Origin of the sequence: Hymenobacter sp. BT18, assembly GCF_012273015.1 — a bacterium.
GTDB lineage: Bacteria > Bacteroidota > Bacteroidia > Cytophagales > Hymenobacteraceae > Hymenobacter > Hymenobacter lutimineralis.
Genome location: NZ_CP050954.1, coordinates 1,049,203 through 1,071,553, shown reverse-complemented (window position 1 = coordinate 1,071,553; position 22,351 = coordinate 1,049,203). Strand labels below are relative to the sequence as shown.

Here is a 22,351-nt window from a genome sequence, read left to right as displayed (position 1 = left end):
AGGGTTTACGGCTTGGCGATGGTAGGGCGCTTCAGCAAATTCTTGCGCTGCCCGGGCAAGCCCCGAATCACCGGCCTGTTAGGGTGGCGTTGTTGCCGCTTCGACCAGGCTAATCGGGGCTGCTCGTAAGCAAAAGAACCTGCTTATTTGACGGGTCCACAAGAGTGTAGGAAATAAAATAGTTTCTCGCCTGATTCCTACCAAGTTTGTAGGAATCGGCTTTCCTTTTTCAGAATATCCTACAAGCGCCAGGCGGCGCCGCTTCGCCCACAAACCGCGTTCCGCCCGTACCTTCGCGTCTATGCGTTACTTCGCTCATCTGCTCCCGGGGTTGCTGCTTGCCAGCGCCGCCTGCGTGCCCCTGGGCACTCCCATCACCGACCCTAATGCTACCGGCACCAGCCAGAGCACGCCCGTAGCGGCTGCGCCCACGCTACGCTACGAGGATGCCACCTACTCGCCCGATGTGCGCTCCGTGCAGTGCTACGTGGCTACCGGCCAGGCCACGCAGGTGTTTACGCCCCCGGTGGTGTCGCTGGCCCAGGACCTGCCCGTCACCCTGGAGTTTGATGTACTCAGCGAGCAGGGCCAGCGCCTCACGGCCCGGCTCGTGCACTGCGACGCCGACTGGAAGCCGTCCATCCTCACGGATATGCAGTTTCTCAGCCAGATCAACGAGCAGACAATTACCGACTACCGCACCAGCGTGAACACCAAGGTGCCCTACTACCACTACCGCACCCAGCTGCCCCGGGTCAAGATTTCGGGCAACTACCTCTGGGTGGTGCAAACCACGGCGGGCGTGCCCGTGCTTTCGCGCCGGGTGCTGGTCTACGACAATCGGGTGGAGGCTTTCCTGCAGCCGGGGCCTATAGCGGCGGGGCAGCAGCGCTACACTATGCAGCAGCTCAACTTCGGCATCCGCTACGGGGGCTACCCCATCGTCAATCCTGCCCAGGAAGTGAAGGTGGTGCTGCGCCAGAACTTCCGCTGGGATAATGCCCGCTACAACCTGCGCCCCACTTTCGTGCGCGACGCTGAGCGGCAGCTTGACTACCAGTACTTCAACTTCGAAAACGCTTTTCCCGGACTGAGCGAGTACCGCTTCCTTGACTTGCGCTCCTTCCGGGCCAGCGGGGCCGGGGTAGCGCGCATCAACCCCGAGGCCAGCCCCCGCGAAGCCGACCTGCTGCCCGAAGCCACCCGCAACGGCCTGGCCTATTCCCAGTACCCTGATGTGGATGGGCAGCGCGTACTGGAAAGCCGCGAGTACGGCACCGGCGCCACCAACGCCGACTACCTGAACGTGACCTTCCACCTAAGGGCCCCGCAGCCCGCGCCCGGCCCCGTGTATGTGCTGGGGGCGCTATCCGACTGGCAGCTGCGCGAAGAAAACAAGCTCACCTACAACGCCGAGGCCCAGGAGTACCAGGGCCGGCTGCTGCTCAAGCAGGGCTACTACAACTACAGCTACGCCGTGGGTGGGGCGGCCGTACCCAATGAAGTGTACTTTGAGGGCAGCCACCAGGAAACCGAAAACCAGTACGATCTGCTGGTGTACTACCGCCCGCCCGGCACCCGCACCGACCTGCTCATTGGCTACAGCGCCGTGGCCGTAGCCAACGCCCAGATCATCCAGCTAAACCAGGGGCGTTAAGACAAGTAGGCAGCCTAATTCAGTACGTCATGCTGAGCGCAGCCGCAGCATCTGGACCGCTTCGTTGAATGATGCAGGCGAAGCGGTAGAGATGCTTCGGCTCCGCTCAGCATGACGGCCTGGTTTATCAGACAAGCTGCTGCCCACGGCTCCATTCCAGCCGACACGGCCGGGCTTGCGTAAGCAGAGACTCTCGTTGTCTCCGCTTATCCCCGTTGCATGTCGTTGTATAACCTTGGGCTGGTGGTTTTGGGCGTGGCTATTCTGGCCGTAGCCTGGCTGCCTTCGCTGCTGAAAAAGTTTCCGCTCTCGTACCCCATCGTGTTTGTGGGGCTGGGGGCGTTGGTGTACGCGCTGCCGCTGGGGTTGCCCTCGCCCGACCCGATAACGCACGTCGAATTTGCCACCCACCTCACCGAGCTGTGCGTGATTGTGGCCCTCACGGGTACGGGGCTGAAAATCGACCGGAAGTTTTCGCGGGTGCGCTGGCGGGCTCCGCTCAAGCTGGTGCTTATCCTGATGGTGGTGTCCATTGCCGGCTTCTGGGTGGTAGCCTGGCGGCTGGCCGGCCTAAGCCTGGCCTCAGCGTTGCTGCTGGCCGCCACGCTGGCCCCCACCGACCCCGTGCTGGCCGGCGACGTGCAAGTGGGCAAGCCTGGGGAAGGTCGGGAAGACAACGTGCGCTTTGCCCTAACCGGCGAGGCCGGCCTTAACGACGGCCTGGCCTTTCCTTTCGTATACCTGGCGTTGGCTCTCTTGCCGGCCGCCGTGCCTGTAGTGGAGCGCCTCACCGACTGGGCACTGATGGACGTGCTGTACCGTCTTGCGGCGGGGGTAGCGGGGGGCTGGCTGGCGGGTAAGGTGCTTTCATTCCTGATTTTTGACTTGCCCCACCGCATCCGTATTAATCCTGAAGCCTACGGATTTGTGGCCCTGGCCGTCACGCTCACGGCCTACGGCATCACGGAGCTGGCGCACGGCTACGGCTTCCTAGCCGTGTTCATTGCGGCGGTTACGCTGCGGGCGCATGAGCGCAGCCACGAGTACCACACCGAAATGCACGAGTTCACGGACCAGCTGGAGCGCCTGCTCATTGTGGTGATTCTGCTATTGTTTGGGGGCGCGCTGGTGCGGGGGCTGCTGGAGCCGCTCACGTGGCGCGGGGTAGGGCTGGGGCTGTTTCTGCTGTTTCTGCTACGGCCCATGGGCGGCATGCTCACGCTCTGGCGCAGCCGCCTGAGCTGGCCCGAGCAGTTGGTCATTTCGTTTTTCGGCATTCGCGGCATCGGCTCGTTTTTCTACCTGGCCTACGCTCTCAACAAGCAGGCATTTCCCGATAGCCGGGAGTTGTGGGCCATTACGGGCTTCACGGTGCTTACCTCCATTATCCTGCACGGGGTGTTGGCCACGCCCGTGATGAACTGGCTGGACCGCTGGCACGGCCGCCCCACCACCCTGGAACTGGACGAGCGGGCCGAGGCTGAAATTTCCCGCTGAGCCCCGACATTTGAGCTGGTGTAACCTCCGCGCCGGTGCTGCGTTGCTGGCAGTATCCGTAACAATACCTGCCGCCTGCAGCGGCTACGGACTCTTCCTCTTCCCACCTGGCGCGGGTGGTCATCGGCTTTCCTGCGCTTTACTCTCTCCGTTCTATGAAGTCCCGTATTCTCTTTCTCAGCGGCAGCCTGGCCGCCGCGCTACTGTTCAACTCCTGCGCGACCAACCCCGTTACCGGCAAAAAAGAAGTCATGCTGGTGTCGGAAGGGCAGGAGCTGGCCATGGGCCAGCAGTCGGACCCGGCCGTAACGGCCCAGTTTGGCCTCTACCCCGACCAGAAGTTGCAGAACTTCATCAATGAAAAGGGCAAGCAGATGGGCGCCATCTCGCACCGCCCCGAGCTGGCCTACAACTTCCGCATCGTCGATTCGCCGGTTATCAATGCCTTTGCCGTGCCCGGGGGCTACGTATACTTCACGCGCGGCATCATGGCCCACTTCAACAACGAGGCCCAGTTTGCGGGCGTGTTGGGCCACGAAATCGGCCACGTCACGGCCCGCCACTCGGCCAAGCAGCAAACCAATGCCATCATCGGGCAAGTAGGGCTGGTGGGCGCCATGATTGCCTCGCCCAAGCTGGCGCAGTTTGGCGACCAGGCCATGCAGGGCATGCAGCTGCTGTTTCTGAAATTCGGGCGCGACGACGAAAGCCAGTCCGACGAGCTGGGCGTGCAGTACTCCAGTAAAATCGGGTACGACGCGGCCCAGATGGCCGACTTCTTCCAGACCCTGCAGCGCGAGCAGGAAGCCAGCGGCGCCGACCCTATTCCCGACTTCCTCTCCACCCACCCCAACCCCGCCGACCGCTATAACCGCGTGCACCAGCTGGCCGACCAGTGGAAAGCCAGCAACGGCAACCCCACCAACCTGAAGATCAACCGGGACCAGTACCTGCGTATGATTGACGGCATTGTGTACGGCGAGGACCCCAAGCAGGGCTTCGTGGAAAACAACGTGTTTTACCACCCTGAGCTGAAGTTCCGCTTTCCGGTGCCCGCCGGCTGGAAGCACCAGAACACGCCCCAGCAGTTTCAAATGGCCGACCCCGGCGGCAAGGCCCTGCAAATGCTGATGCTGGCGCCCGGCAACTCCCTGGAAGAGGCCGCCCAGGCCCTGGCCAAGCAGTTCAGCCTGCAGCCCACCGACTCGAAGAAAACCACCATCAACAACTTTCCCGCCCTGGCCTTCGTGGCCGACCAGGTGCAGCAGGACCAGCAAACTGGTCAGCAAGTGGCGGGCGTGCGCGCCCTCACGTACCTGATTCAGGACGGGAAAACCATTTTCGCACTGATTGGCGTTTCGGCTCCAACTGACTTTGATGGGTTTGCGCCGCAGTTTACCAGCGTGGCCCAGGGCTTCCAGCGCCTCACCGACTCCGAGAAGCTGAACCGCCAGCCTGAGCGGGTGCGCATCAAAAAGCTTACCCTGCGCAGCAACCTCGAAACCGCCCTGCGCCGCTACAACGTGCCCGAAAAGCGCCTCAACGAAATGGCTATTCTGAACGGCATGCAGCTGAACGACCAGGTAGATGCCGGCTCCCTCATCAAGGTAGTGGAAAAATAAGCTGACCGGTTTGGCACGATGCCTGCCTACTATGGCCTGCGCCTGGGTGTGCAGCGCCCGTGCCCGGCCTTGGTTTTGTCTTCCCGTACTTCATTCTCTCCCGATGAAAATTTCCCTGTCCCGTCCCGTTCGCGCCGCCGCCCTCCTGGGGTTGCTGCTGCCGATGGGAAGTCTGGTGGGCCCCACCACGCCCGCCAGCGCCGTTGCCCCCGTGCAAGGTGCCCAGCCCGATCCGCAGGTAGTGGCCCAGTTCGGTCTGCTCGATAACTCGGCCCTGCAGCAGTTTATGGATCAGAAAGGCGGTGCCATGGGCCGCATTTCCGACCGCCCCAACGATGTAAAAGGCTTCACGGTGCTTGACTCGCCCATTATCAACGCCTTTGCCACGCCCGATGGCCACGTGTACTTCACGCGCGGCATCCTGGCTTACTTCAATGACGAAGCCCAGTTCTCGGGCGTGCTTGGCCACGAGATTGGCCACATCACGGCCCGCCACGGTCAGAAGCAGCAAACCCGCTCCACCATTGCCAATGGGGCCCTGATCCTGGGGTCTCTGCTTTCCAAGCGCGTAGCCCAGCTAGCCCAGCCGGCCTCGCAGGTAGTGGGCCTGGGCTTGCTGAAGTACGGCCGCGACGACGAAAGTGAATCGGACCAGCTGGGAGTGAAGTACTCTACCAAAATTGGGTACGACGCCTCGCGCATGGCCGACTTCTTCCAGACGCTGCAGCGCACGGAGCAGGCGAGTGGGGCGGCTAGCGTGCCTACCTTCCTCTCGTCGCACCCCAACTCGGCCAACCGCTACACTACGGTGAAAAAGCTGGCCGCCAACGCTAAGCAGGATGCTGGCGGCCGGGCCCTGGCCGTAAACCGCAACTCCTACCTGCAGCGCCTCAACGGTCTTGTGTATGGCGACGACCCGCGCCAGGGCTATGTGCAAAGCGGCTACTTCTATCACCCCGATCTGAAGATTCAATTTCCAGTGCCTACCGGCTGGAAGTCTCAGAACTCACCCCAGCAGTTTCAGATGGCCGAGCCCAGCGGTAAGGCTGTACAGATTCTGACGGCGGCCCCCGGCAACTCCCTGGAAGAAGCGGCCCAGTCACTGGCCAAGCAGTTGAACCTACAGTCGCCAAAGGCTTCGCGCACCACGCTCAACGGCTTCCAGGCCCTGGCCATCCAGGGCAACCAGGTGGGGGAGCAGGGCGTAACAGCCGCCACGCTGAGCTACATCATTCAGGACGGCAAAACCCTGTATGCTCTCATCGGTATGTGCGGCCCGCAGACGCTGGGCACTTACGGCCCCACGTTTCAGCGAGTGGCTCAGGGCTTCAAGCGCCTCACCGACGCAGCTAAAATCAACAAAGCCCCGGAGCGCATCCGCCTGCGCACCGCCAAAGCCGGTCAAACGCTGGCCTCGGCCTTGGCCGCCAACGGTATTCCCTCGAAGCGTTATGAGGAACTGGCCATCCTCAACGGGATGCAGACCTCTACCAAGCTCACTGCCGGACAGCTGTATAAAGTGGTGGGTAAGTAAACCACGGATTCGCGCGGATTTATCGGATTTCGCGGATTCTGTAGACGGCGCATTGCACCCACCTATAACACAAAAAAGACCAGCCTATGGGCTGGTCTTTTTTGTTGGGGCCGGAACAATTACAAGGAAAGTGAGCGGGGCTGGTTTTTGAGAAATCGTTTATAGCGTAGGCTTGGCTCTCCAAAATTGATGAGCAGACCTACTTCCAGTTGAAAGGCTTCCAAGTAGTTGATAGTTTGTGCAAAATGGTTCTGGTTTAGCTCGTGCAGCGCTTTCAACACGACCAGCACGGTGTTTTGCACCAGAAAATCTATCCGGCGCGAGCCTACGTCAATGCCCTTGTAGTAAATAGGTACTTCTACCTCACGCGCAAAAAGCAGCTTGGCTTGCTCCATTTCTATTGCTAAGCTTCGCTGGTACACTGCCTCCTGAAACCCACTACCCAGCATACGATGCACGGCCATAGAACACCCAATAATAGCATGCGTCGATTCATTGTAACGGTTGTCCAACAACATAACAAGCATTTATAAAACGGGTTGCAAGGTGCGTTGCATATAAGCTAAATCTAATAAAACCACCGAAACGACGCACAAAAAAGACCAGCCCATAGGCTGGTCTTTTTTGTTATAAGTGGGTGCAATGTGCCGTCTACAAAATCCGCGAAATCCGATAAATCCGCGCGAATCCGTGGTTCAGACGTTGAAGCGGAAGTGCATAATGTCGCCGTCCTGCACCACGTAGTCTTTGCCTTCCACGGCCATTTTGCCGGCTTCCTTGATTTTTACTTCGGTTTTATATTCCTGGTAATCGGCCAGCTTGATAACCTCGGCGCGGATAAAGCCTTTCTCGAAGTCGGAGTGGATGACGCCGGCGGCGGCGGGAGCTTTGTCGCCGCGGTGAATGGTCCAGGCGCGCACTTCCTGCACGCCGGCCGTGAAGTAGGTAATCAAGTTCAGCAGCTCGTAGGAGGCGCGAATCAGCTTGTTCAGGCCCGACTCCGTGAGGCCGTACTCGGCCAGGAACATTTCCTTTTCCTCGGGGTCTTCCATGTCGGCAATCTGCTCCTCAATGGCCGCCGATACCAGCACCACCTGGGCGTTTTCGGCCTTTACATGCTCCCGCAGGGCCGCTACGTGCTTGTTGCCGTCGGTGGCAATGCTGGCCTCGTCCACGTTGGCCACGTAAATCACGGGCTTGATGGTGAGCAGCTGCAGGTCGGCCACAGCTTCCAGCTCGGTGTCGTCGGCCGGCACGGCGCGGGCGTTCTGCCCGGCTTCCAGGGCCGCCTTGAAGCGCTGGAGCACGGCTACTTCCTTTTTGGCCGCGGCGTCGCCGGCTTTAGCGGAGCGCTCCGATTTCACCAGCTTTTTATCAATGCTTTCCAAGTCTTTCAGCTGCAGCTCGGTGTCGATAACGTCCTTGTCGAACACTGGGTCGACGCCGCCGGCCACGTGCACGATGTTAGGGTCCTCAAAGCAGCGCACCACGTGAATAATGGCGTCTACCTCGCGGATGTTGGCCAGGAACTTGTTGCCCAGACCTTCGCCCTTGGAAGCCCCTTTTACCAGACCGGCAATGTCCACAAACTCGATGATGGTGGGCAGCACGCGCTTGGGGTTCACCAGCTTTTCCAGAATCTGTAACCGCTCATCGGGCACGGTAATCACGCCCACGTTGGGCTCGATGGTGCAGAACGGATAGTTGGCCGATTCGGCCTTGGCGTTGGAAAGAGCGTTGAACAGCGTGGATTTGCCCACGTTCGGCAAGCCGACGATACCGCAGCGGAGACCCATATGACGGTGAAATAGTGAGTTAGTGAGATGGTGAGCTGCACCGCCGGTGCAATTCGTGCCGCAAAGGTAGGGCGTTTTGGGCGGGTTTGCAGCTTGCCGGTTCCGTTGACTTACCGTCCCGGGGCCAGCCGCTAACGCAACGACGCGCCACTGCCTTCGGGAAAGCAGGGCGCGCCGGGGTAGTCGGGGAGAAGGTGTGTAGAGCTTGTTTCGCTAGGCGTGGGGCTGGTTAGTAAGTGTCGTCGGCGCGGTTAGGGTTGTAGCCAGCGTCGCCGGGGCGGCTGTCGTAGCCGTCGTAGGCCGGGCGGGGGCGGTCCAGCTCGGCTACTTCCTCTTCCGTCAGCAGCTCTTCGCGCACATAGTCCACCGCATCCTGCAGGGCATCCACGAATTTGGCGAAGTCCTCTTTGTACAAGAAGATTTTGTGTTTTTCGTAGGAGAATGTGTCGTCATCGCGCAGGCGACGCTTGCTTTCGGTGATGGTGAGGTAGAAATCCTGCCCGCGCGTTGCCTTCACGTCAAAGAAGTAAGTGCGCTTACCAGCCTTGACGCGTTGGGAGTAGATTTCTTCCTGATCGTGACGGTCTTCCACAGTTAAATGAGTAGAGTTGAGGTATTCCAAGATGACTAAATTGTTGCCCAAAATAAGGACTTCCCCCATGATATAAAAATAGGGAAGCCTGGGTTTCGGCCATTACACCCGAAAACTCGCTAAAAGGGAAATTGCACACTGTAAAGACGCCCGGACCGGAGTGCAGCTTTTTGCGGATATTGAGAATCTTTTTACCTCCGGCATTTCGTGCCGTAGTTTTAGCAAGGAGGCCCGCCGCAGCCGGCGCGCAACCCGTTTACCTGCTTCTACCCTATATGGCAAAACCACTGGACCTGGCGGCCGTGCGCTCCTTCGAGAACCTGGAATTCCTGGCCCGTCAGCTGGTAGAGGGGTTTATTACGGGCCTGCACCAGTCGCCCTACCACGGGTTTTCGGTGGAGTTTTCCGAGCACCGGCTTTACAACCCCGGCGAAAGCACCCGGCACCTCGACTGGAAAGTGCTGGCCCGCACCGATAAGCTGTTTGTGAAGCGCTACGAGGAGGAAACCAACCTGCGCTGCCACCTCCTGTTGGACGTGAGCCCCAGCATGTACTACCCCGCGCCCGACTTCGACAAGCTGCGCTTCAGCATCCTGAGTGCGGCGGCCCTGTGCACCCTCCTGCAAAAGCAGCGCGATGCCGTGGGCCTCGTCACGTTTGCCGACCAAGTGGAGCTGCAAACGCCGGTGCGCTCCACCAGCACCCACCGCCACACCCTGCTGCTCACCCTGCAGCAACTGCTGCAGCGCCCCGTGGTGCGCCGCTCCACCGATGTGGCCCACGTAATTCACCAGATAGCCCAGCAAATTCCAAAACGCTCGTTGGTAATACTCTTCAGCGACATGCTGGGCCGGGCCCCCGAAGAGCAAACCGCCGCGCTGGCGGCCTTGCAGCACCTGCGCCACCAGCAGCACGAGGTGCTCCTGTTTCACGTGATGGACCGGGCCACGGAGTCGGACTTCACCTTCCAGGAGCGGCCCTACTTATTTGAGGACGTAGAAACCGGCCAGACGCTCAAGCTCCAGCCCAACCAAGTGCGCGAGCAGTACCGCGCCGCCATGCAGCGCTACGAGCACGAGTTGGCCCTCCGCTGCGGGCAGTACAAAATTGACTTCGTGCCGGTTGATATCCGGGAGCCATTCGACAAGGTGCTCTATGCCTACTTGGTCAAGCGCAATAAAGGCCGGTAAATCTGCATTGTATGGACTTTTTTAGTTTTCTGGGCTACCTGTTTGCCCTAGTGATTCCCAGCGTGATAACCGTGTATGTAGCCCGCATGTACGGCCGCTCCGGGTGGCGCTGGCTGCTGATTTCCCTGGTGCTGCCCTTCCTGTCGGTGTTTCTGATTATGCTGCTCGTGAGCCGGGAAAGTCTCCGACGGGAGCAAGAAGAAGACGAGCGGCAGCGCGCAGAGCGCGCCCGGCGCTAAATCAGCTTTGCCTAGGTTGGGGCGTTGTCCAACGACTGCCACAGGTATTTACTGGCCAGGGTACGGTGCGGGCGCCAGGCTTCGGCAATTTCCGTCATGCGGCGGAGCAGGGCCCGGCCGGTTTCTTCCAGTTTATAGTGGCGGCGCATGGCATTCTGGATGCCCAGGTCGCCTTCCGGAAAAACATCGGGCTGGTCCAGGGCAAACATCTGCAGCATTTGAGCCGTCCAGCGCCCAACGCCTTTTATTTGGGTGAGATGCAGCGTGAAGGCCTCCGCATCCAGCTGTGAGAGGTGAGTATGGTCGAGCTGGCCCCGCTGGGCATAGTCGGCAATGGCGCGCAGGTAGCCGGCCTTCTGGCGGGAGATGCCCGCCGCCCGCAGGTCCTCATCCGACAAAGCCAGGACGGCTGCCGGCTCCGGGTAGCCATCGGGTGGGAAAAGGGCCTGCACCTTGCGCCAGATGGCCGCCGCCGCTTTCGTGGATATCTGCTGCGAGACAATAGCCTTCAACAAAGCCAGATACAAATCCTCGTGGGCACTGGGCTGAATAGGCCGCCCCTGGCGGATAATGGTAGCCAGAATGGGGTCGGCTTGCGCAAGGTGCGCGAGGGCAGCAGTAGATGTCATACGCGGGAAGAATGGAGGGCAGGAGGCCAGCAGCAAGGTAAGTACCCGCCGCTAGATATAAGTGCCGTTCGGCCGCGGTATGGTCAGGCCGTGTACCTTTACTGCCGATGCCCTTACGTAGAATTATTGCGCCTATTCGGGAATTGTCGGAGAGCGGGAAGCTTTCGGGGCTGCTGCTGCTGCTGGCTACCGTGGTTTCCCTGGTCCTTAGCAACTCGGCCTGGGGGCCGCGCTACCTACATTTCTGGCACACAGAGGTAGGGGCGGGGCCGCTCGTCAAAAGCCTGGCCCACTGGGTGGATGATGGGCTGATGGTCGTCTTCTTTTTTCTGGTAGGGCTGGAAATCAAGCGGGAGGTGCTATACGGCGAGCTAACCGACGTGCGCCACGCCTTGCTGCCGGTGCTGGCAGCTGTTGGCGGAGTGGCCGTGCCGGCGGGCATCTACCTGCTGTGCACGGCCGGCACACCCGCTGCGCACGGCTGGGCTATTCCCACGGCCACCGACATTGCTTTTTCGCTGGGAATTCTGTCGTTGCTCGGCGACAAAGTGCCCCCCGGCCTGCGCGTCTTTCTCACCGCCCTGGCCATCATCGACGATTTGCTGGCTGTGCTCATCATTGCCGTGTTTTATACAGACGAGCTGCATATGGGCTATCTGCTGGCAGCTGGCGGCATCCTGGCGGCGTTGGTGGTGGCCAACCGCCTGCGGGTGAAGTGGCTGCCGCTGTATTTTCTGCTGGGGCTGGGCTTGTGGTTTGTGGTGTTGCAGTCGGGCATACACGCTACCATTGCGGGGGTGGTGCTGGCCCTCACCATACCTACTACTGCCATCGAGCAGATTGAGCACGCCTTGCAAAAGCCGGTGAGCTACCTCATTTTACCCGTTTTTGCTTTGGCCAACACCGCTATTGTGTTGTCTGGCGAGGCCGTAAGTGGGCTGCTCTCACCCCTGGGGATGGGCGTAGGGCTGGGGCTGCTGCTGGGCAAACCAGTGGGTATCTTTTCGGCTACATGGCTGGCCGTCAAAGCCGGGGTGGCCGAACTGCCCGCCAATGTCACCTGGCTGAAGCTCCTGGGCCTCGCCTTCACGGCGGGCATCGGCTTCACCATGGCCATTTTTATTGCCAATCTATCCTTCTCAGATCCGGCCCTTATCGATGTGGCCAAGCTGGCCGTCATTGCGGGCTCCGTGCTGGCGGCCTTGCTTGGCATTCTGGTGCTTCGGCTGGGACACTCCCGGGAGTAAAGCAGCGGCCAGACTTTTTATAGTTCTGCCCAGTTGGTCAGCAACTAGGCAGAACTATAAAACCGGTAAACTACTGCGGGCTACTTACTGGGCAAGGGCGTGCAGGGCGGTCAGTGTTTTCTCCAGCATCGAGTCGTCAATGTCTAGGTGGGTAACGAAGCGAATCATTTGCGGGCCGAAGGAAGAAGCCAGGATGCCTTGCTCCTGCAGGCGGGCCAGGAAGGTTTCGGCGGGCATCGTGTCCTGCAGGCGGAAGATGACGAGGTTGGTTTCTACGGGCAAAACCTCCGCCACATAGGCTTGAGCCTCCAGTGCCTCGGCCAACTGCCGGGCCCGGCGGTGGTCGTCGGCCAGCCGCTCCACGTTATTTTCGAGGGCATAGAGGCCGGCCGCTGCCAGGAAGCCGGCCTGGCGCATGCCCCCGCCCATCACCTTGCGGATACGCTTGCATTTCTGAATAAACGCCCGGCTGCCCAGCAACACCGAGCCCACCGGGGCGCCCAAGCCCTTGCTCAGGCACACGGAAATAGTATCGAAGTAGCGGCCATATTCCAGAGCCGACTGTCCCGTGGCTACCAGGGCATTGAAAATGCGGGCTCCGTCGAGGTGCAGCGGAATCTGGTAGCGGCGCGCCACCTCCGCAATGGAGGCAATTTCTTCCAGCGAGTAGCAGCTACCGCCGCCGCGGTTGTGGGTGTTTTCGAGGGAAATGAGGCTGGTTGTCGGGTAGTGCACATTCACGGGCCGGATGGCGGCTTCTACCTGCGCCGCCGTTACGCGGCCCCGGTTGCCGGGCAGCAACGCCACGGAAGCGCCGGAGTGAAAAGCAATGCCGCCTACTTCCCAAAGGTAAATGTGCGACGTCTGTTCACAGATAACCTCCGACAGAGGCTCGGTGTGGGCTTTGATGGCAATTTGGTTGGTCATGGTGCCGGAGGGGCAGAACAGCCCGGCTTCCAGCCCAAAGCGGGCGGCAGTGGCTTCTTCCAGGGCCCGCACGGTGGGGTCTTCCTCGTACACATCGTCGCCTACGCGGGCCTGGAACATGGCTTCCAGCATAGCCGGGGTAGGACGGGTAACGGTGTCGGAACGGAAATCAATGAGGGATACGGTCATGGAGTTAGCAATCAGGTTTCAGGATTCAAAAATAAGACTTACTTTTGCCCCTCCTTTACTAAATTGACTAAACCGACCCGGATATGAGCGTCACCCGACTGAAGCGGAAGCACCGCAAGAACATTGCGCGCGCCAATAACAAGCAGCGCATCATCAAGCAATTGCTCCTCACCCCCGTTCTGAAGAACGTGGACATCGAAGAGCTGAAAGCCAGCTTCAACGGCGGTGCTGCCCCCGCCCAATCCGAAACCAAGGCTGAGAAGGCTGCTGCCCGCTCCAAAAAGCAGGCCGATGCTAACGCCGAAGCCAGCGTAGCCAAAGAAAACGCCGCTGCTTTCGACGATGCCGAAGCGGTAACCAAGCCCGTGAATGAAGACGGCCAGGAAGGTGAGCACCCCAAGCCGGAAATTGCTCTCTAACTAGCCTGCCACCCGCGTCGGTTGGCTCCCATACAGTACGAAAGCGCCTCTGCCAGTTGGTAGAGGCGCTTTTTTGCGTTTGGCTACTCCCCGCTGGTGGTTCGCGGGCCCAGCTCTATCACCTGGAGCTGCTGCACCTTGCCGCCCGCTACCTGAAACTTCAGCAGGGTGCGCACTTTGTGAAAGCCGTGCCGCCCCGCCGCCCCGGGGTTGAGGTGCAGGAGCTGGTATTTAGGGTCGGGCATCACCTTCAGAATATGCGAGTGCCCGGAAATAAAAAGCCCCGGGCGGTGCTCCTGCACAAGCTGGCGTGCGGCGGGGCTATAGTGGCCGGGGTAGCCGCCAATGTGCGTCATCAGCACGCGGAGGCCTTCCAGGGTGAAGTCCTGCACCAGGGGTTGGGTGAGGCGCACGTCCCGGCCGTCAATGTTGCCATATACGCCCCGCACGGGAGCCAGGGCTTCCAGTTGCATAATAACTTCGGCGGTGCCAAAGTCGCCGGCGTGCCAGATTTCGTTACACCCAACCAGGTGATGGAGAATACGTTCGTCCAGGTAGCCGTGGGTATCGGAGAGAAGGCCAATCTGTTGCATGCTGCAAGGTACAACTGAACGGTAGGCCGGTGGCAACGTTACCGGGTACTTCTCGTATCTTGCCCGGCCTGCTGGGTATTTCCGTTTGCCGATATTTATGCACTGCTTTGCAAAGGACCCCGGCGCTAAAACTGAATCTCCTGCCTTCTTTCCTCTCATCCCGCGATGAACGTTTTCATCAACGACATTCCGCTGATCATTAAAAAGACCAGCGACAAGGTGTATAAGCACCGCTACGACCTGATTCTGAACGCCGAGGATGAATTCATCTCCAAGGACCTGGTCGGCGACGTGCTCGTGCGCGACGCCACCCCGGCGTTTATTGACCGTTTGCTGCGGCTGATGGAAGTGAAGAAGCTCAAAAAGCTGACCTCGCTGACCCTGCTGGCCCGCAAGAAAAAGTCGCTGATTCTGCACCTGAAAGACCAGTTCCGGATTGCCAAAGCCGCCGGAGGACTTGTGGTGAAGGATGGGCTGATTTTGATGATTTACCGCCTGGGTAAGTGGGACTTGCCCAAAGGCAAGCTCAAGAAGGACGAGGACCCCATGCAGGGCGCTTTGCGCGAAGTAGAGGAGGAAACCAACGTGCAGCTCGCGCTAGGCGAAGAGCTGCCCAGCACCTGGCACTCCTACGCCTACAACGGCAACAAGATCCTCAAGAAAACCAACTGGTACATCATGCAGTGCCTCGACGACTCGCTGATGAAGCCCCAGGCCGAGGAGTACATCGAAGAGGTGCGGTGGATGTCGCCCCAGGAGGCGCTGGCCGTGCTGCCCGATACTTATGCTTCCATTGCCTTGGTGGTCCGCCACTATTTAAGCGAGGTAGCCGGCAACTCTACGGAACCCGCCGTACCGGAACCCGTTAAATAGGGGGTTCTCACTTTTTCCCTGCGTTATGCTCGCTTCATCTACTTCTTCTTCGCGCCGACTGCTGGTCCCGGTTTTTGCCGGCTTACTGGGTCTGGCTGGCTGCATGAATTCCCAGAATGCCTCGGAGACGGAGCGGCCGGCGGCCGAGCGCGGTACGGCCGTCACGCCGGGTAAGCTCGACGTTGCCAGCCTGCTGAAGCGTAACATCGACCAGCTCCGCCGCCAGTTGGGCCAGCCGCAGGAAGCCAGCGACGAGCTGGTGGGTGCAGACCCAAACGCCGATCAAATGAAATCTACCAACGGGGAAGGCTGGATTAATACCTTTCAAACCGAAGGCAACACACTGGTGGTCACCTTCAACGCCCGCAACCGCCGCGTGAGTGACATTGTGCTGGTGGGTAGCAACGAGGATGACCTGATGCTGCGCGGCGGCCTGATGATGACCAGCCCCGACTACATTGTTATGCCGATTTCGGATGGGGGACCGGAAAGCAATAAAGTAAAAGGCATACGGGTAATACCTCGTCGCAAATAGCAGGTAATCTGCGGCCAACACGCAACCGGGCGGCTCTTGCTAGGGCCGCCCGGTTGCGTGTTGGCGCTACCTCATTGCTGGGCGGGGGCCGGTAGCTGGAAGGGTACGAAATCGTCGATGTTACCGCCAAAGCGGTGGATTTCGCGGATGATAGTGCTGCTAATGGCGGCCAGGGTAGGAGAGGTGATAAGGAACACGGTTTCCAGGGCCGGATTTACATGGCGGTTGGCCTGCGCAATGGTGTTTTCGTATTCAAAATCGGTGGTGTTGCGCAAGCCCCGCAGCAAATAGCGGGCCCCAACCTCCCGGGCGAAGTCGGCGGTGAGGCCTTTGTAGGACTGCACCGACACGCGCGGCTCATCCGCAAATACCTGTTCAATGAGCGTTACCATTTGCTCCACGGGCAGGTAGCGCGTTTTGCTGCTGTTGTTGCCGATGGCAATGATAATCTGGTCGAACAAGTCAGCGCCCCGGCGTACCACGTCAAGATGACCATTGGTGAAGGGGTCGAAAGAGCCGGGAAACAGGGCAATGCGCATACGGTGACTATGTGAAGGAACGAATGAATGAGTGCGTGAATAAGTCAGGCAGCATTAGTGACTCGTGCACCCAATCATCCACAGAGGTGTAGGCTGAACAAATCGAAATAACGGTACTCGAACACGTCGTTGAGGCGGTAGCTGTAGCCCAGGTCGTAGGGGCGGTTGCCGAAGCGAATGTTGCGAACGTACTTGCGCAGGATGGTGAACAGAGCCGAGTCGTGCAGCAGGTCGCCCCACACAATCACCGGATCCTGGTCGGGGTTGAGTTGCAGCTCCTGCATCACTAGGATGATGTAGTAGATGAGGTCCTCCGGGGTGGCAAACGTGAACACGTTGCAGAACTCCGGCTTCTTGTCGCGAATGACGATGAGGGTGACTTGTTGCGCGCTGATGCTCACGTAGAGCCGGCGCGGGGCACCCCGGTCACTCTGGTGTACCAGCCCTTCGAGCAAGGCACTGGTATGATGGAGCAACTTGCCCGTAGGGTATACCTGGGCAAACCACTCGGCAACCTGCCGGTCGGCCGCGAATACGTTCACCATATCCCGGGCCGGGTGGGGATAGTAGCGCACCACCTCCTGCAGGGCATCGGGGGTATGATGCAGTTGCAGGTAAGTAGCCTCGTCGCCCTCACGAAACAAGGGCGCGGGCAGGAGAGTGAAGTGCCGGTTCTGCACGGCCAGGCGCACCTGATTCCAGCCAGCCTGCCCTACCAGATCATGTTGCCCGGCCAGCCCTCGCAACTGCTCGGGCAGCGGCCGATCTGGCTGGGGCGCGTAATCTTCGAGAAGGACAAACTTGTTGCGCCGCACATCGGCGACGCCCACGCGCAGGCCCGCGGCGCCCACCGAAAGGTAGAGGTTATAGGCAGCTAACTGGTCCGGGTCCAGCGTCTCATCACGCAGGCGCGGCAGGGCGGCGTGGGCGGAGGCGGTGTACAGAGAATCGGGCACGGGCAAAAGGTGAGGCGGAAAGAAAAGGGGCCCCTAAAGGTACAAACCCCTCGGAGTTCTAGCCGCCAGCAGACACACCCAAGCAGCACATCTTTATTCAGCCAGTGAAAAACTGCCGGGCTCTTAGCGCCGCTGTGCTTTATCGAAGATTACCTGGGGGATGAACACGTCGTCGGGGCTGAGGATGTGGCGCAGCAGGGGATGCAGCTGCTGCGGGTCGAAGGCGCCCAGCTGGCGCGGGGTGAAGTAGGCCAGCTTGGTGAGCAGCTGGGCGTCGCGGGCGTGCTCGGGGTCGAGGCCCAGCTTGGCTTCGGCGGTATCATCAGCCGGGGTAACTTCAAAGAACAGCTCCAGGGCCTGTAGCTCCCCGCGGCGGAACTCGTGCACGTGCAGAAAGCGTCCCACCGTCACCTCTAAGCCTGTTTCTTCCCGAAACTCCCGCCGCAGCGCCTCGTGGATGGACTCCCCAAACTGCCAGCCCCCCCCGGGCGGCGACCAGAACGGAATACCATCGGGCAGCAGGCCCCGATGCGCAGCCAGCAGTACGGCATTTTGGCGCAGCAGCAGGCCGCCCACCCGCACACGCACTTGGCCGGCGTAGGGTTGCAGCAAGGCCGCCGCGAAGTTAGGGGAAAGATCAGCCATAGGTGGTTTGGGGAAAGAAGGCAGAAATCAGGGTTGGGCGGGGCGGCGGGGAGCCAGCAGGCGGCGCCCCCGGCGCAACAGCCGCACCGCAAGGTACACTACGAAGCCGAGGGCGGCCACGGCTACCAGCACCGGCAGCAGCAGGCCCAGCACCGAGCCTACCACGGCCAGCAGGTTTTCGGCGGTGGCCAGCACGGGGTTGCCCAGGCCGCCGGTGGTGACGGTAGAGCCCGCCCGCAGCAGGGAAGTGCCCGTCTGGATGAGGCCCGCCGTGCCCCCACCTACTAAAATACCCAGCCCCCAGCGCAGCATAGGGTCCAGCTCGGGCAAGGCCGAGGTCATGAGCAAGGTGCCGGCAATGAAGGAAGCCGGGGTAGTGAGGGTATCCAGGAAATTATCTACGACGGGTACGTAGTAAGCCAGCATTTCGGCCACCGTGGCGGTAGCCAGTACGCCAAACGCCGCCCAGGTGCCCAGCCACGCGAAGCCCGGCGACGGCGCCAGGAAGCCCGTGAGGTAAGCCAGGTTGGCGGCCAGCAGCGGGACAAACACCCGGAAGCCGCTGCACGCGGCCAGGGCCAGCCCGAGGGCGCCGGAGAGAATGTAAAGCTTGGGTTCCATAGCAGTAGGGCGGTAGTCGGGTTTAAGGTACGCAACTCTGCGGTTCAGGACTATTTGGGCGGTACCTTTGCCCTCCATGACACCTCCCGAACCTTCCCAGGCAACCACGGCCGACGCGCTGGAAACCCGCATCCGTCGTCGGCTGAAGCGCCAGCATTTCATGCACCACATCGGCGCCAACCTCACGCGCATTGAGCTAGGCCGGGTGGAGGCAGAGGTAGTGATGGAGCAGCACCACCAGCAGCACGGCGGCTTTGCGCACGGGGGCCTAGTGGCTACGCTGGCCGATCTGGTAGCAGGCTTTGCCGCCGTTACCCTGGCTCCGGAAAACCAGAGTCTGGTAACGGCCGAGTTGAAAACCACTTACATGCGCCCCGGCGTGGGTGAAAAGCTCCGCGCCGTGGGGTGGGTCCTCAAGCCTGGTCGCCGCCTGTACTTCTGCGAGGCCGAAGTGTGGGCCGATGAGAAGCTGATTGCCAAAGCCTCGGCTACCATGGCCGTGGTGGAAACACAAGGGTAGGTTTCACCGGAAGCAACTACCGACCGACGCTGGAAGCAGTGCCGCTGCCGCCACAACATCAGGCAAGCTAGGGACCTGAAACGGGCTTAGCTTTGTTACTGGAATCCTCCTTATGCTCTCACTCCGCCTTCCTTCCGTCCGCGACTTTTTCCCCTACGAGCCCACGCCCGACCAGGCCCAGCTGTTTCAACAGCTCGATGCCTTTCTGCGCGACGAGCTGCCGGGGCGCAAGGCCTTTGTGCTGCGCGGCTACGCGGGTACGGGCAAAACCACTGTGGTCAGCGCCTTAGTGCAGTGGCTGCACCACCGCCAGCGCAAGTACACCCTCATGGCGCCCACCGGCCGCGCTGCCAAAGTAATGAGCACTTACTCGGGCGTGCCGGCCAGCACCATCCACAAGAAAATCTACCGGCAAACCAGCGGCACGCCCTCCGAGCGGCTGTCGTTTCAGCGGCAGGTAAACCGCACCGCCGACATGCTCTACATCGTGGATGAGGCCTCCATGATTTCTGACGAAAAGGCCTTCGGCGAAAACGGCCTGTTGGATGATTTGATGGGCTACGTGTTCGAGAAGCCGACAAACCGCCTGCTGCTCATCGGCGACACGGCCCAGCTGCCGCCCGTGGGCCAGCTGCTCAGCCCCGCCCTCGACCCCGAACTGCTGGCCCACCGCTTCCGGGCCCACGTGCAGTCGGTGGAGCTGCGCCAGGTGATGCGTCAGGCCGAGTCCTCGGGGATTCTGATGAATGCCACGGTGCTACGCGAGGAGCTACGTGAGGAGCAGCCCAAAATCACCTTCTTCACCAAAGGCTACCCTGATATCTTTTCCATGGGCGGCGACAAGCTGGAAGACGGGCTGCGCTGGGCCTACAAGAACTTCGGGCACGAGAATACCACCATCATCTGCCGCTCCAACAAGAACGCCAACCAGTACAACCAGTTTATCCGGCGCATTCTCTTCGATGCCGAGGACGAAATCGAGTCGGGCGACTACCTGATGGTGGTGCGCAACAACTACTTCTGGCTGCCCAAGGACTCGGAAATCGGGTTTCTGGCCAACGGCGACTTTGTGCAGGTCGTCAAGATCATCCGGCGCACCGAGGAGTTCGGCTTCCGCTTTGCCGATGCCCGTGTCCGCCTCGTCGACTACCCCGACGAGCCCGACCTGGAAGTAAAGCTCCTGCTCGACACCCTGTACACCGAAAGCCCCGCCCTGCCCGCCGACCGCAGCAAGGCCCTCTACGACGCCGTGAGCGAGGATTACGCCGATATTGCCCTGAAGAAAGACCGCTCGGCCGCGTTGCGCAAAGACCCGTTCCTGAATGCCCTGCAGGTGAAGTTTGCCTACGCCCTCACCTGCCACAAGGCCCAGGGCGGGCAGTGGCAGGCCGTCTTCGTCGACCATGGCTTCCTGAAGGATGAGATGGTGAACTCCGAGTTTGCGCGCTGGCTTTACACGGCCATCACGCGGGCCGCCGAGCGGCTGTTCCTGCTGAACTTCAACCAGAAGCTGCTGGCGGAGTAAAAAGCTGTTAGCTGTTAGCTCGACCTACTGAATGGCCTTATTATTGATTGGCTGCGGCTCTGGCCGAACTTCCGGCTGAGCTAAGTGGTTTGCTCCACAAAAAAGCTGTCAGCTAACAGCTATAAGCCAGCAGCTAAAACGTAAACGCTTACTTTTGACTATCACCTACCTTTTCAACTTCCCAGTCATGAAAAAAGTCCTTGTTCTGGCCCTGTCGCTGATGCTGGGCGGTGCCGCCGCGCAGGCGCAAACTACGCCGGCTGCTACCACGCAGGCCGCTGGTCCGCAAATCCAGTTTGCCGAAATGAAGTATGACTTCGGCGTGATTAAGCCCGGCGACGTGGTCGACCACACGTTTACGTTCAAAAACACCGGCACGGCGCCCCTGGTTATTTCCAACATCCAGGCCAGTTGCGGCTGCACCACCCCCGAGTGGACGCGGGAGCCCGTGATGCCCGGCAAAACCGGCACCATCACCGCCAAATTCAACTCGGCCGGCAAAATGGGCATGCAGAACAAAGTCCTGACCATCGACTCCAACTCGGCCTCGGGCCAGGTGATGATATCCTTGGTAGGCGAAATCCGGGAAGGAGGCGCCACCACGGCCGCCGCGGCCAACCCCGCCAAAACCGAGGTAACCGCCCCCGCTGACGCCGACGTGAAGCAGAAAACCAAAATGGGCGACGCCAAAATCAAGGCCAAGCACAAGAAGAACTCGTAGGTCGGTTTTGACCTCCAATAAAGAAGGCGCCTCGTGGATACGGGGCGCCTTTTTTGTGTTCTGTTCGCACGTTATTTGGGCGCCTTGGTAAAGCAATCAGCGGGGTGGTGCTAGCCAGCAGAAGCCCACCCGGCTGCGCCTGCCGGGCCACCACCTCCCAGGCTACGCTCAATGCCATATGCTTCGCGCCACCTTGGAAAGAGTCACTACTACGGGCGCCCGCAACGAGAAAAGCCACCCCCTACACCCCCAGGTTCAGAACTATGGCTGCGTGCACATAGTCGGGGAGCCGGGCGGGTAGTATTTTATTATGAGAATACGGCTATATTTCTTTCCCGGCTCCAACGCCCGGACCCCGGTTATTTATTCACTCCTTTATGCCTGCCCGATGGCCAAATACCAATCCCGATTCGATAATTTCTTTCTCAACCTGCGGCTGAACCGCGCCGAGTTTGGCGACATGGCGGCCTTCACGCTGGCCGCCCTGCGCAAAGCCCCCGAGGCCGCCACCACCTTCAAAGACCTTATTACGGCCCTTGAGGCCGCCCTCACCGCTTACCAAGCCGCCCACAGCGGGCAGCTTTCCGGGGCTGGCAAGGAAGCCACCCTAACGGTGGCTCAGGCCCTTACCGATTTCAAGGGCTACGTGAAGCGCGTGGAGCGTAAGTACGTGAACCCCGCCTACGACGAAGGATCGGCCGACCTGGAAGCCATTTTCCCCCGGGGCCGCAGCGGCCTCACCGGCAGCAGCCAGGCCACCGTGCTCGAGGCCTTTACCGCGTTTCTGAATGCCCTGGCGGCCCGCGCCGCCGTGTTTCCGGTAGCCTTGCGCGAGGAGGGCGCCGCCCTGCACAAGGCCCTCAAAGGCGCCCTCCAGCGCGCCGATGGTGCCCAGAAGGACACCAAGACCGGCCGCACTGACCTCCACGACGGTCGCGAGGCCACCTGCCGCCAGCTGTTCCGCGCCTACGCCCTGCTGCTGCTCACCTACTATGAAAACCCCAGGCGCGCCGCCGCCTTTTTCGATTTAAGCCGGGCGTTGATTTCAAAGTCGGGAGGCAAGTCGCCGAAGGAGTTGCTACCACCTCAGTAGCGGGGAAAGCCACTCTGTAGCAAAGAGGCCGTGGTACGCGCGTACCATTAGCATTTTGCTGCTGAAACGGGCATGGTACGCGCGTACAGCGGGCATCTTGGTCCTGAAATAGGCTTGGTACGCGCGTACTATGGCATTTTGGGGCCTGGACGGTCATAGTACGCGCGTACCAAGCCCTCCTGGCTGCCGAAA

General features: G+C 60.4%; 24 protein-coding genes. 14 read left to right on the top strand and 10 right to left on the bottom strand.

Translation table 11 applies throughout. From position 1 onward, the window contains the following. Positions 1-301 precede the first annotated feature (301 nt). The 4 genes from HER32_RS04430 (at position 302) to HER32_RS04415 (ending at position 6,310) form a co-directional block, all read left to right on the top strand. Positions 302-1,657 carry a DUF5103 domain-containing protein gene (locus HER32_RS04430; RefSeq protein ID WP_149072392.1) on the top strand — a complete coding sequence of 452 codons (1,356 nt, stop codon included), beginning with the start codon at positions 302-304 and terminating at the stop codon, positions 1,655-1,657. Between the two features lie 219 nt (positions 1,658-1,876). Next, the gene (locus tag HER32_RS04425) at positions 1,877-3,154 is read left to right on the top strand and encodes a cation:proton antiporter (RefSeq protein ID WP_149072391.1); all 1,278 of its coding nucleotides are present in this window, start codon (positions 1,877-1,879) and stop codon (positions 3,152-3,154) included. Positions 3,155-3,309: 155 nt separating this feature from the next. Continuing rightward, complete coding sequence (locus HER32_RS04420; RefSeq protein WP_149072390.1) at positions 3,310-4,776, top strand: M48 family metalloprotease; 1,467 nt, start codon at positions 3,310-3,312, stop codon at positions 4,774-4,776. Between the two features lie 103 nt (positions 4,777-4,879). Next, the gene (locus HER32_RS04415) at positions 4,880-6,310 is read left to right on the top strand and encodes a M48 family metalloprotease (RefSeq protein ID WP_149072389.1); all 1,431 of its coding nucleotides are present in this window, start codon (positions 4,880-4,882) and stop codon (positions 6,308-6,310) included. A 119-nt stretch (positions 6,311-6,429) separates the two neighbouring features. On the opposite strand, the gene HER32_RS04410 is transcribed toward HER32_RS04415, so the two are convergent. From HER32_RS04410 to HER32_RS04400, 3 genes are all read right to left on the bottom strand, one after another. Further along, positions 6,430-6,828 carry a GxxExxY protein gene (locus HER32_RS04410; RefSeq protein ID WP_168680850.1) on the bottom strand — a complete coding sequence of 133 codons (399 nt, stop codon included), beginning with the start codon at positions 6,826-6,828 and terminating at the stop codon, positions 6,430-6,432. Positions 6,829-7,005: 177 nt separating this feature from the next. Further along, on the bottom strand, positions 7,006-8,106 hold the full coding sequence (gene ychF, locus HER32_RS04405) for a redox-regulated ATPase YchF (protein WP_149072387.1): 1,101 nt from the start codon (positions 8,104-8,106) through the stop codon (positions 7,006-7,008). Positions 8,107-8,335: 229 nt separating this feature from the next. Next, positions 8,336-8,698: a DUF3276 family protein gene (locus HER32_RS04400; RefSeq protein WP_232066367.1), complete on the bottom strand. Its 363-nt coding sequence runs from the start codon at positions 8,696-8,698 to the stop codon at positions 8,336-8,338. Positions 8,699-8,973: 275 nt separating this feature from the next. Between HER32_RS04400 and HER32_RS04395 the strand changes: the two genes are divergently transcribed. Both HER32_RS04395 and HER32_RS04390 read left to right on the top strand, forming a co-directional pair. Beyond that, a complete protein-coding gene (locus HER32_RS04395) occupies positions 8,974-9,888 on the top strand; it encodes a DUF58 domain-containing protein (protein WP_168680848.1) in 915 nt (304 codons plus the stop codon). 11 nt (positions 9,889-9,899) lie between these two features. Further along, complete coding sequence (locus tag HER32_RS04390; RefSeq protein ID WP_149072385.1) at positions 9,900-10,127, top strand: hypothetical protein; 228 nt, start codon at positions 9,900-9,902, stop codon at positions 10,125-10,127. Between the two features lie 11 nt (positions 10,128-10,138). Here HER32_RS04390 and HER32_RS04385 read toward each other — a convergent pair whose 3' ends face one another. Next, a complete protein-coding gene (locus HER32_RS04385) occupies positions 10,139-10,756 on the bottom strand; it encodes a DNA-3-methyladenine glycosylase family protein (protein WP_168680846.1) in 618 nt (205 codons plus the stop codon). A gap of 107 nt (positions 10,757-10,863) precedes the next feature. On the opposite strand from HER32_RS04385, the gene nhaA reads away from it, so the two are divergent. Beyond that, the gene (gene nhaA, locus HER32_RS04380; protein WP_168680844.1) at positions 10,864-12,003 is read left to right on the top strand and encodes a Na+/H+ antiporter NhaA; all 1,140 of its coding nucleotides are present in this window, start codon (positions 10,864-10,866) and stop codon (positions 12,001-12,003) included. A gap of 84 nt (positions 12,004-12,087) precedes the next feature. Here the strand turns inward: nhaA and HER32_RS04375 are convergent, their stop codons facing one another. Next, positions 12,088-13,119, bottom strand: a complete 1,032-nt coding sequence (locus HER32_RS04375; RefSeq protein WP_168680842.1) for a threonine aldolase family protein — start codon at positions 13,117-13,119, stop codon at positions 12,088-12,090. Positions 13,120-13,202: 83 nt separating this feature from the next. Between HER32_RS04375 and HER32_RS04370 the strand changes: the two genes are divergently transcribed. Then, entirely contained in the window at positions 13,203-13,538 is a 336-nt protein-coding gene (locus tag HER32_RS04370) for a hypothetical protein (protein ID WP_168679481.1), read from the top strand. A gap of 83 nt (positions 13,539-13,621) precedes the next feature. Here the strand turns inward: HER32_RS04370 and HER32_RS04365 are convergent, their stop codons facing one another. Beyond that, entirely contained in the window at positions 13,622-14,131 is a 510-nt protein-coding gene (locus HER32_RS04365; RefSeq protein ID WP_168680840.1) for a metallophosphoesterase family protein, read from the bottom strand. A 165-nt stretch (positions 14,132-14,296) separates the two neighbouring features. Between HER32_RS04365 and HER32_RS04360 the strand changes: the two genes are divergently transcribed. Further along, the gene (locus tag HER32_RS04360) at positions 14,297-15,004 is read left to right on the top strand and encodes an NUDIX hydrolase (RefSeq protein WP_149072379.1); all 708 of its coding nucleotides are present in this window, start codon (positions 14,297-14,299) and stop codon (positions 15,002-15,004) included. A 25-nt stretch (positions 15,005-15,029) separates the two neighbouring features. Then, complete coding sequence (locus HER32_RS04355; protein ID WP_149072378.1) at positions 15,030-15,539, top strand: hypothetical protein; 510 nt, start codon at positions 15,030-15,032, stop codon at positions 15,537-15,539. Between the two features lie 71 nt (positions 15,540-15,610). Here the strand turns inward: HER32_RS04355 and coaD are convergent, their stop codons facing one another. The 4 genes from coaD to HER32_RS04335 form a co-directional block, all read right to left on the bottom strand. Beyond that, on the bottom strand, positions 15,611-16,078 hold the full coding sequence (gene coaD / locus HER32_RS04350) for a pantetheine-phosphate adenylyltransferase (RefSeq protein ID WP_149072377.1): 468 nt from the start codon (positions 16,076-16,078) through the stop codon (positions 15,611-15,613). A 74-nt stretch (positions 16,079-16,152) separates the two neighbouring features. Next, positions 16,153-17,034, bottom strand: a complete 882-nt coding sequence (locus tag HER32_RS04345; protein WP_168680838.1) for a DUF3822 family protein — start codon at positions 17,032-17,034, stop codon at positions 16,153-16,155. Positions 17,035-17,157: 123 nt separating this feature from the next. Then, positions 17,158-17,679 (bottom strand): NUDIX domain-containing protein, encoded by a 522-nt coding sequence (locus tag HER32_RS04340; protein ID WP_168680836.1) that lies wholly within the window; start codon positions 17,677-17,679, stop codon positions 17,158-17,160. A gap of 27 nt (positions 17,680-17,706) precedes the next feature. Beyond that, positions 17,707-18,300 carry a DUF4126 domain-containing protein gene (locus HER32_RS04335; protein WP_168680834.1) on the bottom strand — a complete coding sequence of 198 codons (594 nt, stop codon included), beginning with the start codon at positions 18,298-18,300 and terminating at the stop codon, positions 17,707-17,709. Positions 18,301-18,376: 76 nt separating this feature from the next. Between HER32_RS04335 and HER32_RS04330 the strand changes: the two genes are divergently transcribed. The 4 genes from HER32_RS04330 (at position 18,377) to HER32_RS04315 (ending at position 22,159) form a co-directional block, all read left to right on the top strand. Next, a complete protein-coding gene (locus HER32_RS04330) occupies positions 18,377-18,820 on the top strand; it encodes a PaaI family thioesterase (protein ID WP_168680832.1) in 444 nt (147 codons plus the stop codon). A 112-nt stretch (positions 18,821-18,932) separates the two neighbouring features. Beyond that, a complete protein-coding gene (locus HER32_RS04325; protein WP_168680830.1) occupies positions 18,933-20,345 on the top strand; it encodes an ATP-dependent RecD-like DNA helicase in 1,413 nt (470 codons plus the stop codon). Between the two features lie 187 nt (positions 20,346-20,532). Continuing rightward, positions 20,533-21,066: a DUF1573 domain-containing protein gene (locus tag HER32_RS04320; RefSeq protein ID WP_168680828.1), complete on the top strand. Its 534-nt coding sequence runs from the start codon at positions 20,533-20,535 to the stop codon at positions 21,064-21,066. A 388-nt stretch (positions 21,067-21,454) separates the two neighbouring features. Further along, entirely contained in the window at positions 21,455-22,159 is a 705-nt protein-coding gene (locus HER32_RS04315) for a hypothetical protein (RefSeq protein ID WP_168680826.1), read from the top strand. The last annotated feature ends 192 nt before the right edge of the window (positions 22,160-22,351 follow it).